Source organism: Pseudomonas sp. YA1, assembly GCF_058680555.1.
Genome location: NZ_JBZWBG010000003.1, coordinates 198,990 through 211,789, shown reverse-complemented (window position 1 = coordinate 211,789; position 12,800 = coordinate 198,990). Strand labels below are relative to the sequence as shown.

Annotated in this window: 12 protein-coding genes; 7 read left to right on the top strand and 5 right to left on the bottom strand. The window is 69.8% G+C overall.

Features of this window, described 5'->3' with window-relative positions; genetic code table 11:
• Positions 1–27 precede the first annotated feature (27 nt).
• From AC4OR5_RS05290 to AC4OR5_RS05275, 4 genes are read left to right on the top strand one after another with little or no spacing between them, the layout of a single operon-like run.
• Positions 28–2,184 carry a TonB-dependent receptor gene (locus AC4OR5_RS05290; RefSeq protein ID WP_004363311.1) on the top strand — a complete coding sequence of 719 codons (2,157 nt, stop codon included), beginning with the start codon at positions 28–30 and terminating at the stop codon, positions 2,182–2,184.
• A gap of 52 nt (positions 2,185–2,236) precedes the next feature.
• The gene (locus AC4OR5_RS05285) at positions 2,237–3,010 is read left to right on the top strand and encodes an ABC transporter ATP-binding protein (RefSeq protein ID WP_003091019.1); all 774 of its coding nucleotides are present in this window, start codon (positions 2,237–2,239) and stop codon (positions 3,008–3,010) included.
• The gene (locus AC4OR5_RS05280) at positions 3,007–3,978 is read left to right on the top strand and encodes an ABC transporter substrate-binding protein (protein WP_003101423.1); all 972 of its coding nucleotides are present in this window, start codon (positions 3,007–3,009) and stop codon (positions 3,976–3,978) included. Before AC4OR5_RS05285 ends, AC4OR5_RS05280 begins: the two co-directional genes overlap by 4 nt.
• A complete protein-coding gene (locus AC4OR5_RS05275; protein WP_033984806.1) occupies positions 3,975–5,006 on the top strand; it encodes a FecCD family ABC transporter permease in 1,032 nt (343 codons plus the stop codon). Before AC4OR5_RS05280 ends, AC4OR5_RS05275 begins: the two co-directional genes overlap by 4 nt.
• Here AC4OR5_RS05275 and AC4OR5_RS05270 read toward each other — a convergent pair whose 3' ends face one another.
• From AC4OR5_RS05270 to AC4OR5_RS05260, 3 genes are all read right to left on the bottom strand, one after another.
• On the bottom strand, positions 5,007–5,873 hold the full coding sequence (locus tag AC4OR5_RS05270; protein WP_023097420.1) for an MBL fold metallo-hydrolase: 867 nt from the start codon (positions 5,871–5,873) through the stop codon (positions 5,007–5,009).
• Positions 5,874–5,992: 119 nt separating this feature from the next.
• On the bottom strand, positions 5,993–6,586 hold the full coding sequence (locus AC4OR5_RS05265) for a LysE family translocator (RefSeq protein ID WP_014603924.1): 594 nt from the start codon (positions 6,584–6,586) through the stop codon (positions 5,993–5,995).
• Positions 6,587–6,636: 50 nt separating this feature from the next.
• The gene (locus AC4OR5_RS05260) at positions 6,637–7,473 is read right to left on the bottom strand and encodes an AraC family transcriptional regulator (RefSeq protein WP_003091026.1); all 837 of its coding nucleotides are present in this window, start codon (positions 7,471–7,473) and stop codon (positions 6,637–6,639) included.
• Positions 7,474–7,683: 210 nt separating this feature from the next.
• Here AC4OR5_RS05260 and AC4OR5_RS05255 point away from each other — a divergent pair, with 210 nt between their 5' ends.
• Positions 7,684–8,457 (top strand): SDR family oxidoreductase, encoded by a 774-nt coding sequence (locus AC4OR5_RS05255; RefSeq protein WP_003091027.1) that lies wholly within the window; start codon positions 7,684–7,686, stop codon positions 8,455–8,457.
• A gap of 53 nt (positions 8,458–8,510) precedes the next feature.
• Positions 8,511–8,768, top strand: a complete 258-nt coding sequence (locus AC4OR5_RS05250; RefSeq protein ID WP_003091028.1) for a hypothetical protein — start codon at positions 8,511–8,513, stop codon at positions 8,766–8,768.
• A gap of 11 nt (positions 8,769–8,779) precedes the next feature.
• On the opposite strand, the gene AC4OR5_RS05245 is transcribed toward AC4OR5_RS05250, so the two are convergent.
• The gene (locus tag AC4OR5_RS05245) at positions 8,780–10,417 is read right to left on the bottom strand and encodes a methyl-accepting chemotaxis protein (protein ID WP_003138651.1); all 1,638 of its coding nucleotides are present in this window, start codon (positions 10,415–10,417) and stop codon (positions 8,780–8,782) included.
• An 84-nt stretch (positions 10,418–10,501) separates the two neighbouring features.
• Entirely contained in the window at positions 10,502–11,491 is a 990-nt protein-coding gene (locus AC4OR5_RS05240) for a LysR substrate-binding domain-containing protein (protein WP_058160210.1), read from the bottom strand.
• A 100-nt stretch (positions 11,492–11,591) separates the two neighbouring features.
• Between AC4OR5_RS05240 and AC4OR5_RS05235 the strand changes: the two genes are divergently transcribed.
• Complete coding sequence (locus AC4OR5_RS05235; protein ID WP_003114014.1) at positions 11,592–12,761, top strand: M20 aminoacylase family protein; 1,170 nt, start codon at positions 11,592–11,594, stop codon at positions 12,759–12,761.
• The last annotated feature ends 39 nt before the right edge of the window (positions 12,762–12,800 follow it).

Genomic DNA, 12,800 nt, shown 5'->3' with positions numbered 1-12,800 from the left:
CCTGCCCGGTCATGAGATGGAACGCCCATGCCCCGCTTCAGCCGTTTGCGCACCGAGCCTTTCGCCCTCGGCCTATCCACCAGCCTGCTGCTGGTACCGCCCGCCCTCGCCGAAACCGAGGAAGCCGCCCTCGCCCTGCCCAGCCAGTTGGTCAGCGTTCGCCAGGACCCCGCCGAACTCGACCACATCGATCTCGCCACGCCGGTCAGTGCCGGTTCGCGCCTGGGCCTCAGCGCCCTGGACACCCCGGCGAGCACCAGCAGCATCAGCGGCGAGGAAGTTCGCCGGCGCAACAACCCCAGCGTCCAGGCCGCCGTTACCCGCAGCCCCGGCATCAGCTTCATCGGCACCCCCGGAGATGGCGGTACCGGCCTCTCGGCGCGCGGCTTCAGCGGCCACGCATCGGTGATGCAACTGTTCGACGGTACGCGCCTGTACACCGGCATGGGCACGGTGAACTTCCCCAGCGATCCGTGGATGGTCGAGCGCATCGACGTGATCCGCGGCCCGGCCTCGGTGCTGTACGGCGAAGGCGCCACCGGCGCGGTGATCAACGTGGTGCCGAAGAAGCCTTTCGCCGGCGAGATCCGCAACCACCTGCGCCTCGGCTACGGCTCCTACGACAACCGCCAGTTGGCCCTGGACAGCGGCGGCTCGCTGACCGACAGCCTCAGCTACCGGCTCAACCTGAACCAGCAGCAGAGCCACGGCTGGATCGACCGTGGCGACTCGCGCAACCTGGGCATCAGCGCGGCGCTGCGCTGGCAGGCCAGCGACGATCTGGCCTTCACCCTCGCCCACGACTATGGCGACCAGGAGCCGATGAACGACTTCGGCACCCCGCTGGTCGGCGGCAAGTACCACAAGCGCCTGCGCGAGAAGAACTACAACGTGCGCAACGACGTGCAGCGCTACAACGACCAGTGGACCCGCCTGACCAGCGACTGGAGCCTTTCCGACAGCGTCACCGCGAGCAACCAGCTGTACTACATCAAGGCCCGCCGTCACTGGCGCAACGCCGAAACCTACGAATGGGACGTCCCGCGCGAAGAGCTGTTGCGCAGGGACTACCTGCGCATCAGCCACGAGCAGGAGCAGATCGGCGACCGCCAGACCTTCGCCTTCCAGCACGCCCTGTTCGGCCTCGACAGCCGCACCCTGGTCGGCGCCGAGTACAACCGCATCCGCTTCCGCCTGACCAACAACTCGCCCTATACCGATGTCGGCGGCGACTACATCGACCCCTGGCACCCCGCGCCTGGCTACTTCGAAAGCCGCTCGCCCTACCGGCCGCACTCGCGCAGCCAGACCCGCACCTTCGCCCTGTTCGCCGAGAACCGCCTGCAGCTCAACGAGCGCCTGTCGCTGGTGACCGGGGTGCGCCGCGACCAGAACCATATCGACCGCGACGACCTGCGCGCCGGCACCCGCAGCGACCGCAGCCTGCAGGGCGGCAACTGGCGCGCCGGGCTGGTCTTCGCGCTGACCCCGGAACTGTCGCTGTACGGCCAGTACTCCACCAGCGAGGACGGCGTGAGCAACCTGATCACCCTCAACGCGGCCCAGCAGCAAATGGACCTGACCCACTCGAAGCAGACCGAGGTCGGCCTCAAGCAACTGTTCCCGGACGGTCGCGGCGAATGGACCCTGGCCGCCTACCATATCGTCAAGAAGAAGCTGCTCAGCGCCAACCCGCTGCCGCCGCACGACGCGCAGCAGGTCGGCCAGCAGAGTTCGGACGGCCTGGAGGCCAGCCTGGAACTGAACCTGGCCCAGGACTGGCGGCTGTCAGCGAACGCCGCGCTGGTGCGTGCCGAATACGACGACTTCGACGAAACGATCGACAAGCAGACCTACTCGCGCAACGGCAACCGCCCCAGGAACGTGCCACGGCGCACCGCCAACCTCTGGCTGGACAAGTCCTTCGCCGAGACCCTGCGCGTCGGCGCCGGGCTGCGCTACGTCGACCGGCGCTACGCCGACGCCGCCAACCAGGCCAGCCTGCCCGGCTACACGGTGGTCGACGCCAACCTGGGCTGGCGGGTACGGCCGGACCTGACCCTCGGCCTTGAGCTGTACAACCTGTTCGACCGCCAGTACGCCCTGGCTGACAACAACAACGGCCAGCAATGGATCATGGGCCAGCCGCGCTCGTTCAACGTCACCGCCGACTTCAGTTTCTGAAGCCGGCACCGCGGCAATCGTCTCTGCTGAACCACCGGACCTGCGAGTAGCCATGTCGTCCCTTCACCTCGATGCCCTGCACTGGTCGCCCGACGCCTCCACCGAGTTGCTGCGCGGCGTGCACCTGGAAGTCCCGGCCGGCAGCTTCGTCGGCCTGATCGGCCCCAACGGCAGCGGCAAGACCAGCCTGCTGCGCTGCGCCTTCCGCTATGCGCGACCGCAGCGCGGCCGGGTGGTGCTCGACGGCGACGACCTCTGGCGCCAGCCGCCGCGCTGGGCCGCCCGGCGCATCGCGGTGGTGTTGCAGGAATTCCCCGAGGACTTCGGCCTCGCCGTCGAGGACGTGGTCGCCATGGGCCGCACGCCGCACAAGGGCCTGTTCGACGGCCACGGCGCGGACGACCGCCAGCGGGTCCGCCAGGCGCTGCTCCAGGTCGGTCTCGAAGGGCGTGCCGCGAGCCCCTTCGCCAGCCTCTCCGGTGGCGAGAAGCAGCGCGCCCTGCTGGCTCGCGCGCTGGTCCAGGAACCGCGCCTGCTGATCCTCGACGAACCGACCAACCACCTCGACCCGCGCTACCAGCTGGAGCTTCTGCGCCTGCTGCGCGGCCTCGGCCTGAGCACCCTGGCGAGCTTCCACGACCTCAACCTGGCGGCGGCCTTCTGCGACCGCCTCTACGTGCTCGACGGCGGGCGCATCGTCGCCCAGGGCACGCCGACCGAGGTGCTCGACGCCGACCTGCTGTGGCGGGTGTTCGGCGTCCGCGCCCTGGTCGACCGCCACCCCCTCGCCGACCACCCGCGCCTGACCTGGATTACCCAAGCATGAAGCACCCGATCCTGCACCACCTGCTGCTCGGCGCCCTGCTCGCCTGCGCCGATGCCGCGCTGGCCGAGCGCTACCCGCTCAGCGTGCGCAGTTGCGAGCGCGAAGTGACGTTCGAGCGCGCGCCGTCGCGCGCGGTCAGCCACGACATCAACCTCACCGAGATGATGGTCGCCCTCGGTCTGCAGACGCGCATGGTCGGCTATACCGGCATCAGCGGCTGGTGGAAGAATGCCGATCCCGGATTGATCGCCGCGCTCAAGCCGCTGCCCGAGCTGGTGGCGCGCTACCCCACGGCGGAAACCCTGCTCGATGTCGACGCCGACTTCTTCTTCGCCGGTTGGGGCTACGGCATGCGCGTCGGCGGCGACCTCACTCCGGCCAGCCTGGAGCCGCTGGGGGTGAAGGTCTACGAGCTGAGCGAATCCTGCGCGCAGATCGGCGAGCCGCGCCGCGCCAGCCTCGACGAGCTGTACCGCGACCTGCGCAACCTGGGACGGATCTTCGACGTCGAACCGCGCGCCGAGCGCCTGGTCGCCAGCCTCCAGGCACGCATCGAGCGCGCCCGCGCCGGCATCCCGGCGAACGCCGAGGCGCCGCGGGTGTTCCTCTACGACAGCGGCGAGGACCGCCCCTTCACCTCTGGCCGCCTGGGCATGCCGCAGGCGCTGATCGAGGCCGCCGGCGGTCGCAGCGTGACCGACGACGTGGCGGCCAGCTGGACCCAGGTCAACTGGGAAAGCGTGGTCGCCCGCGATCCGCAGGTCATCGTCATCGTCGACTACGGCGAGACCAGCGCCGCGCAGAAGCAGCGTTTCCTCGAAGAGAACCCGGCGCTGCGCAGCCTGACCGCGATCCGCGAGCGACGCTTCATCGTCCTGCCCTATAACCAGGCCACGCCAGGCATCGGCAACGCCGCGGCGATAGAAACCCTGGTCGCCGGCCTCCACCCTCGGGCGCCACGTCCATGACCCTGTTCCGCAGCCCTCGCGCCTATTGCCTGTTGCTGGGCAGCCTGGTCATGTTGCTCGGCCTGTCCTGCGTGGTCGCCCTCGGCTTCGGTCCGGCGCGACTGGACAGCGGCCTGGTCGGCCGCATCGTCCTCCAGCGCCTGTTCGGCGTGGCGGCGGAGTCCGGTGCCTGGAGCGCCGGCCAGGAGCACATCGTCTGGCTGATCCGCGCCCCACGGGTACTGCTCGGTGCCTGCGTCGGCGCCGGCCTGGCGCTGGTGGGAGCGGCGCTGCAGGCGGTCACGCGCAATCCGCTGGCCGATCCGCACCTGCTCGGCGCCACCTCCGGCGCGACCCTCGGCGCGGTGCTGGTGGTGCTCTACATCGGCGAGGTGATCGGCCTGCTGACCCTGCCGCTGGCGGCCTTCCTCGGCGCCCTCGGCAGCATGCTGCTGGTGCTCGGCGTGGCCAGCCGCGGCGGCCGCCTGGGCAGCGACCGGCTGTTGCTGGCGGGGGTCGCGGTGTCCTTCGTGCTCCTGGCGCTGGCCAACCTGCTGCTGTTCCTCGGCGACCACCGCGCCGCCTCCTCGGTGCTGTTCTGGATGCTCGGCGGCCTCGGCCTGGCGCGCTGGTCGCTGATCTGGCTGCCGGCGCTGTGCGTGGCCGGCGGCCTGCTGGTACTGCTCGGGCTGGGCCGTGCGCTGAACGCGCTGATGGCCGGCGAACAGACCGCCGTGACCCTCGGCCTGGACGCCCGCCGCGTACGCCTGTGGGTCTTCGTCTGCTGCTCGCTGCTGACCGGCGTGCTGGTCTCGGTGAGCGGCGCCATCGGCTTCGTCGGTCTCATGCTGCCGCACGCCGCGCGCCTGCTGGTGGGTGCCGAGCACCGCCGACTGCTGCCGGTGTGCGCCCTGCTCGGCGCGCTGTTCCTGGTCTGGATGGATGTCGCCGCGCGCACCCTGATCGCCCCCCAGGACCTGCCCATCGGCATCGCCACCGCGGCCATCGGCGGGCTGTTCTTCATTCTCCTGCTGCGTCGCCGCAGCTGATCAGAACAGATCCAGCGGGATCTTCAGGTAACGCACCCCGTTGCCTTCCACCGGCGGCAGGTTGCCGCCGCGCATGTTGACCTGGATCGCCGGCAGCATCAGGGTCGGCATGCCGAGGGTGGCATCGCGCTGCTGGCGCATGGCGACGAACGCCTCCTCGTCGACGCCTTCGCGGACGTGCACGTTGTGCCGGCGCTGCTCGCCGACGCTGGTTTCGCAGCGGTGCTCGTCGCGGCCTGGAGCCGTGTAGTCGTGGCACATGAACAGGCGGGTCGCGTCGGGTAGCGCGAACAGGCGCTGGATCGAGCGATACAGCTGGCGCGCGTCGCCGCCGGGGAAATCGCAGCGGGCGGTGCCGTAGTCGGGCATGAACAGGGTATCGCCGACGAAGGCGCTGTCGCCGACCAGGTAGGTCATGCACGCCGGGGTATGCCCCGGGGTATGCAGCGCGCGGCATTCCAGGGCGCCGATGCGGAACGACTCGCCGTCCTCGAACAGGTGCTCGAACTGGCGGCCATCCACCGGGAACGCCTCGCCCAGGTTGAACAGGCCGGAGAATTTCGCCTGCACCTGGGTGATTCGCGCGCCGATGGCCAGGCGCCCGCCCAGTTCGCGCTGCAGGAAGATGGCCGCCGACAGGTGGTCGGCGTGCACGTGGGTCTCCAGCAGCCATTCCACCTGCAGGTCGTGCTGGCGAACGTGGCCGATCAGGCGTTCGGCGCTGGCATGGCTGGTACGCCCGGCGGCCGGGTCGTAGTCGAGCACCGGGTCGACGATGGCGCAGGCGCGGCTGGACGGGTCGCGCACCACATAGCTGTAGGTGGAGGTGGCCGGGTCGAAGAAGGCAGTGATGTCGGGTTTCAACATGGAGGTTCCTTGCGCGGCGTGCTAACGGCGACCGCGCCATGGCTACGGATCGTCCCACCATAGCCAACCCAGGCCCCGCGTACCAACCCACAGGTTTGTCAGGAAGCTACCGGACCGCCTCAGAGCAGCAGGGCGGCCCAGGCCGAGGCCAGCAGCAACAGCGCCATGCCCTGGTTGAAGCGCTTCATCAGCGACGGCGAGCGCAGCAGCCGCGCGCTGCCGACGCCGAGCAAGGCCCAGCTGGCCAGGCACGGCAGCGAAACCAGGAAGAACAGCAACGCCAGCAGGCCGATCCGCCCGGCCTGTCCGGCGCCTTCCCCGGCGAACAGCGCCAGCGCGGCGAGGGCCATCATCCAGGCCTTGGGATTGACCAGTTGCAACGCCGCGCCGCCGAGCACGCCGAGGCGCCGCGGCGGCTCCGCGCCGTCGATGCCGCCCGCGCTGCGGAACAGGCTCCAGGCCAGGTAGCTGAGCCAGCCGACGCCAAGCCAGGCGAGCCCCTGCTGGAGCAACGGGTGGCGCCGCAGCAGCTCGCCCAGGCCGAGCCCGAGCAGCAGGATCAGCGCCGCCACCGCCGCGCAGGCGCCGAGCACGATCGGCCAGGCGGCGGCCAGGCCGTGGCGCTGGCTGTTGCTCAGGACCAGGATGTTGGTCGGTCCGGGGGTGATCGAGGCGACGACGGCGAACAGCAGGAAGGGCGCGAGGGATTGCATGGACGGGCTCCTGTGGCGGGGGAGCCTTCATCCTGGCGGCGCACCGGGCCTCAGTCTGGAAGCTGGGTGCACTGCCTGCGGTAGGCCGCCGGAGTCATCCCGTAGGCGCGCCGGAACCAGCGGCCGAGATGGCTCTGGTCGGCGAAGCCGAGGGCGCTGGCGAGGTCCGCCGGTTGCCCGCCGACAGCGAGCATCTGCCGCGCCTTGGCCAGGCGCAACTGGACCAGGTAGGCGTAGGGTGGCAAGCCGTAGGCGGCCTTGAATGCACGGTTCAGGCGGAAGCGGTCGGTACCGCAGGCGCTGGCCAGCTCGTCCAGGCCGATGTCCTGGTAGAAGTGCGCATGCAGGTAGTCGCGGGCTTTCTGCGCCACCAGCGGCAGGCGCGGATCGAACGGCTTCGCCTCGCGCCAGCCGAGGTGCACGCGCAGCCGCTCCAGCACCAGCTCCAGGGCGGTCTGCCGCAGCAGTCGCAGCTCGCGGCCATGCAGGACGCGGAAGGCCTGGGCGATGGCCAGGGTCAGGCGCGGGTCTTCGGTGAGGTTGGCGTGGAAGCCGGGATCGCGGTCGCTGGGCGCGTCGTCGAAGGTCGCCCGCAGTTCGCGCCGCAACCAGTCCGGCTGCAGGTACAGCATCGAGTAGGTGAAGCCGCCGGCGATCGGCGCGCGGCCGTCGTGGATCTCCCCCGGCTCGACCAGGAATACCTGGCCGGCGGTGCTGTCGTGTCGGCGTCGGCGGCAGTTGAATTGCTGCACGCCGATCTCGGTGTAGCCGATCAGGTAGCTGTCGTGCCAATGCGGATCGTAGGCGTGGCCCTCGAAATGGGCGCGCAGGGTCTCGATCCCGGTCTCGGCGTCGCGGGCCAGGTCGATCCAGTCTCGGCTGCCCATCGTGCGTCAGGTCTTCCCACTCGTTGGTTTCGTCGTCGCGACTATAACGCGCCCGTCCCGGGGTTCTAGAAGATTCGTGCAGCCGGCTGCGCTCCTCCGGAGGCGGGAATTGATCGGCGTTTCTGGACAATCTATCCAGGCCGCCGCGATTACTCCGCAAGGCCGCCCTCCCTAGACTGGGTTCTCCACTCACCGCAGGAGAAACACCCCATGGTCGACCACTCCATCAAAGGCAAGACCGTCCTCGTCACCGGCGGCGCCAAGAACCTGGGTGGGCTGATCGCCCGCGATCTCGCCGCCCACGGCGCGAAGGCCATCGCCATCCACTACAACAGCGCCGCGAGCAAGGCCGACGCCGACGCCACCGTCGCCGCGCTGCAGGCAGCCGGGGCCAAGGCGGTAGCGCTGCAGGGCGATCTCACCAGCGCCGCGGCCATGGAAAAGCTGTTCGCCGACGCCATCGCCGCGGTGGGCAAGCCGGACATCGCCATCAACACCGTCGGCAAGGTGTTGAAGAAGCCTTTCACCGAGATCAGCGAGGCCGAATACGACGAGATGAGCGCGGTCAATGCCAAGTCTGCGTTCTTCTTCCTGCGCGAAGCCGGCAAGCACGTCAACGACAACGGCAAGATCTGCACCCTGGTGACCTCCCTGCTTGGCGCCTATACCCCGTACTACGCCGCCTATGCCGGCACCAAGGCGCCGGTGGAGCACTTCACCCGCGCCGCCTCCAAGGAATTCGGCGCGCGCGGCATCTCGGTCACCGCGGTCGGCCCGGGTCCGATGGACACGCCCTTCTTCTATCCCGCCGAGGGCGCCGACGCGGTGGCCTACCACAAGACCGCAGCGGCGCTGTCGCCCTTCTCCAGGACCGGCCTGACCGACATCGAGGACGTGGTGCCGTTCATCCGCCACCTGGTCAGCGAAGGCTGGTGGATCACCGGCCAGACCATCCTCATCAACGGCGGCTACACCACCAAGTGACCCAGCGTCCCGGTCGCCGCCACGGCGACCGGCACCTGTCCGGGAAAGACCCCATGCACGTGACCCTGGTAATCGCCGGCGGGATCATCCTGCTCGGCCTGTTCCTGCTCTTCGGCGAACTCTGGGAGGCCGGGCCGGCGCCCGCTGCCGGCCTGTTCCTGCCGACCTGGCTGGCCGTCGCGCTGGTCAACCTGTGGGTCGGCGTCCAGCACGCCGGCTACGGCTTGCGCGAAGAACTGCCGATCCTGCTGCTGGTCTTCCTGGTCCCGGCGGCCCTGGCCGGCGTAGCGATCTGGCTGGCGCCGCGCTAGGCGGCGGCGCTTCAGACGCGGAAACGCCCGACCAGCCGCGCCAGTTCCGAGGACAGCTCGGACAGCCGGCGGCTGGCCCCGGTGCCCTGCTCCGAATGTTCCGCCGCCTGGGCGGAAAGCTCGCGCACCTCGCTGATGTTGCGGGCGATTTCGTCGATCACCCGGCTCTGCTCCTCGCAGGCCGAGGCGATCTGCGCGGCGAGGTCGTTGATCCGCCCCACCGCGTCGCCGGTGGCGGCCAGCACGCCGTCGACCCCGGCGGCGCGCTCGACGCTGTCGCGCGCCTTGAGGCTGCCCGACTGCATGGCCCGCACGGCGTTCTGCACCCCGGCCTGGAGACGCTCGATGCGCGCCTGGATGTCCTTGGTCGACTCCTGGGTGCGCGCCGCCAGCGCCCGCACCTCGTCGGCCACCACGGCGAAACCGCGACCCTGCTCGCCGGCCCGCGCGGCTTCGATGGCGGCGTTGAGGGCGAGCAGGTTGGTCTGTTCGGCGATGCCCTTGATCACCGTCAGCACCGCGTCGATGCTGGCGGTTTCCTGGGCCAGTTGCTGGATGCTCTCGGAACTGCTCTCCACTTCTCGCGCCAACTGGCGGATCACCTCGATGGTCGCCTCCACCACGTTGGCGCCCTCGCGCGCCTGCCGGCGGGCGTCATGGGCCACCTGCGCGGCGCTCTGGGCGTTGCGCGCCACCTCGTGGACGGCGCTGCTCATCTGCGTCGCGGCGGTGCTGACCTGGTCCACCGACGCATGCTCGCTGTTGATCAGACGATCGTTGGCGGCGGTCATGCCGGCCAGCGAACCGGCTGAATCGGCGACCTCGCCGGTGACCCGGCCGACCTCGCGGATCAGCGGCTGCAACTTGTCGAGGAAGGCGTTGAAGGCGCTGCCGAGGCGGCCGGGCTCGTCACGCGAAGTGACTTCCAGGCGCACGCGCAAGTCGCCATCGCCGTTGGCGATCTCTTCCAGGCGTTGCAGCAGGCGCTGCAACGGACGGGTCACCAGGCCGGGGAACACCAGCACCAGCGACAGGCAGACCAGCAGGCCGAACGCCACCAGCGCCACCTGCTGCCAGCGGTGGCGCTCGCCCAGCGCGGAGGACGCCTCGCCGTCGGCGGCCGCGGCCGCCTCTTCCATCTCGTCGAGCTGGTTGATCACCTCGCGCATCGCCCCGAACTGGCGATCGCTGTCACCGTAGCTGAGCTGCGCCGCGGCGCTCGGATCGCTGGCCGCCAGGCTCAGCACCCGCGCCGAGGTCGCGCTCCAGAGGGCATAGCCGCGCTCGAACTCGGCGACCTTGGCCAGTTCCGCCTCGCCCGGCTGCATCGCCGCGTACTGGCGCACCCGATCCAGGGCCTGCTGCAGGTTTTCCGCGTGATCGTTCCTCAGGCCGGCGATCTGCTCGGCGTTCAGGAGGCTATCGAGCAGGCTGCGCTCGGCGACGAAGGCCTGGTAGAGATCGCGGTCGGCGTTGAGCAGCAGGGCGATGCCGGGGAGAAAACGCTTGCCCAGGCGCTGGTTGGATTCGTTCTGCTGGGCGATGCCATGCACGCCGAGCGCGCCCACCAGCAGCAGAAGCACCGCGAGCAGGAGGATCGGCAGGGCGATTTTCCTGCGGAACGACAGGTTAGCGAACCATTGCAGCATGCCGGCATCCTCGCTCGTGGCTTTCCAGGCTATCGGTCGCAGCACGACCGATCTTGAGCGACCGTACGTCCGTGCCAGTAGGAATCAGACTAGCAGGCGCAGGGTTTCGAACAGGCGCCGGTCATCCTTCTTCGCCGAGCGGGCGTGGCGGCGGATCACCTGCAGCAGGCACTCGACGAAGCATTGCGCCGGATTGCTGAGGGCGCCGCCGCGCCGGGTGATGATGCCCAGCCGCCGTGGCTCGAAGGTTTCCCGCAGCGCCAGCGGCACCACCCGGCCGAGCAACGGCGGGGCGGCGCCGATGATCGCCGGCACCCAGGTACACATGTCGGCCTGCTCCACCAGGGTCTGCAGGATCGCCACGGAGTGCGCGCGAACGATGCGCCGCTCGTCGATCAAGGCGCCGTGGCGCCAGAACAGCTCGCGCATCAGGGAGTCGTGGCCGTCGCCGGTGTAGTTCAACGCCCAGTCCTGTTCCAGCAGTTCGTGGATCGAGCCGCAACCCGCCAGCGGATGCCCCTGGCGGACCAGCACCGCGGTGTCGTAGTCGAGCAGCTTCTCGCAGGCGAATTCCTGGGCCGCCTGGGCGCCGTGCAGCGGGCCGATGGCGAAATCCATGCTGCCGTCGCGAAGCAATGGCTGGGCCACCGCCATCAGGCTTTCGAAAAGCTCCAGGCGCACCTCCGGCATGCGCTCGCGGAACGCCTGCACCGCCTCCGAGAGGAAGGTCAGCGCCACCCAAGGCGTCACCCCGATGCACAGCCGGCCGCTGGCCTGGCCACGCAGGTGGTCGAGTTCGACCTGCGCGTGCTCCAGTTGCTTGAGCACCAGCCGGGCGTGGATCAGCAGCGCCTTGCCGTATTCGGTGAAGGTCAGGCCGCTGGGCGTGCGGACGAACAGCGGCAGATGCTGTTCGGTTTCCAGTTCGCGCAGCGCGCGGGTCACGGCCGCCTGGGAAATCCCCAGGGCGCGGGCGGCGGCGCGGATGCCGCCGGCGTCGGCACTGGCGACCAGGGCTTGCAACTGGTGGAGTTTCACGGGCTTACCGAGGTGACAACGAAAGGTTGTCATCATAGCCAAAGCGAGCCTCCCCGCCAGTCCCCCGCTTGCCTACCATCGGCTTCGACAACGCCCTGCCGCCCACCGGTCGGAGCCCTTGAGGAGAACAAGAAGAATGACCGAGCCTGCCGTCCTGCCCGCCATTGCGGCGCTGCGGGAAGAGATGGTTACCTTGCGCCGCCACATCCATGCCCACCCGGAGCTGGGTTTCGAGGAACGGCGAACCGCCGCGCTGGTCGCCGAATGCCTGGAGGCCTGGGGCTACCAGGTCAGCCGTGGGGTGGGTCGCACCGGCGTGGTCGGCACCCTGTGCCGCGGCGAGGGCCCCGCGCTGGGCCTGCGCGCCGACATGGACGCGCTGCCGATCCAGGAAGCCACCGGCCTGCCCTACGCCAGCCAGGTGGACGGCGTGATGCACGCCTGCGGCCACGACGGCCACACCGCGATGCTCCTCGCCGCGGCCAGGCACCTGGTCGAGTCGCCGCACTGGCGCGGCACCCTGCAACTGATCTTCCAGCCTGCCGAAGAGGGCCTCGGCGGTGCCCGCGCGATGCTCGACGACGGGCTGCTGGAGCGCTTCCCCTGCGACGCCATCTTCGCCATGCACAACGTCCCGGGATACCCCGTCGGCCACCTCGGCTTCCATCCAGGCCCCTTCATGGCCTCGGCCGACACCGTGGTCATCCGCGTGATCGGCAGCGGCGGCCACGGCGCGGTGCCGCAGCGCACCGTCGACCCGGTGGTGGTCTGCTCCGCCATCGTGCTGGCCTTGCAGAGCATCGTCTCGCGCAACGTCGACCCGCAGGACACCGCGATCGTCAGCGTCGGCGCAATCCATGCCGGGACGGTCTCCAACGTGATCCCGGCCAGCGCCGAAATGATCCTCAGCGTCCGCGCCCTGACCGCGGAAACCCGTGCCCTGCTGGAGCGCCGCATCGGCGAACTGGCCCGCGGCCAGGCCGCCAGCTTCGGCGCGCGGGCGGAGGTCGACTACCGGCATTGCCATCCGGTGCTGGTCAACCATCCCGGGCAGACCGCGTTCGCCCGCGAGGTGGCCCGCGACTGGCTGGGCGAGGAATGCCTGATCGACGGACTGCGGCCGTTCACCGCCAGCGAGGATTTCGCCTTCATCCTCGAACGCTGTCCCGGCAGCTACCTGGTGATCGGCAACGGCCAGGGCGAGAGCGGCTGCCAGTTGCACAACCCCGGCTACGACTTCAACGACGACTGCCTGGCCGTCGGCGCCAGCTACTGGGTGCGACTGGCCGAGCGCTTCCTGGCCTGAGTCAGGGTTTTCAACGGGCGCGCGGCCTGGCGCGCGCGG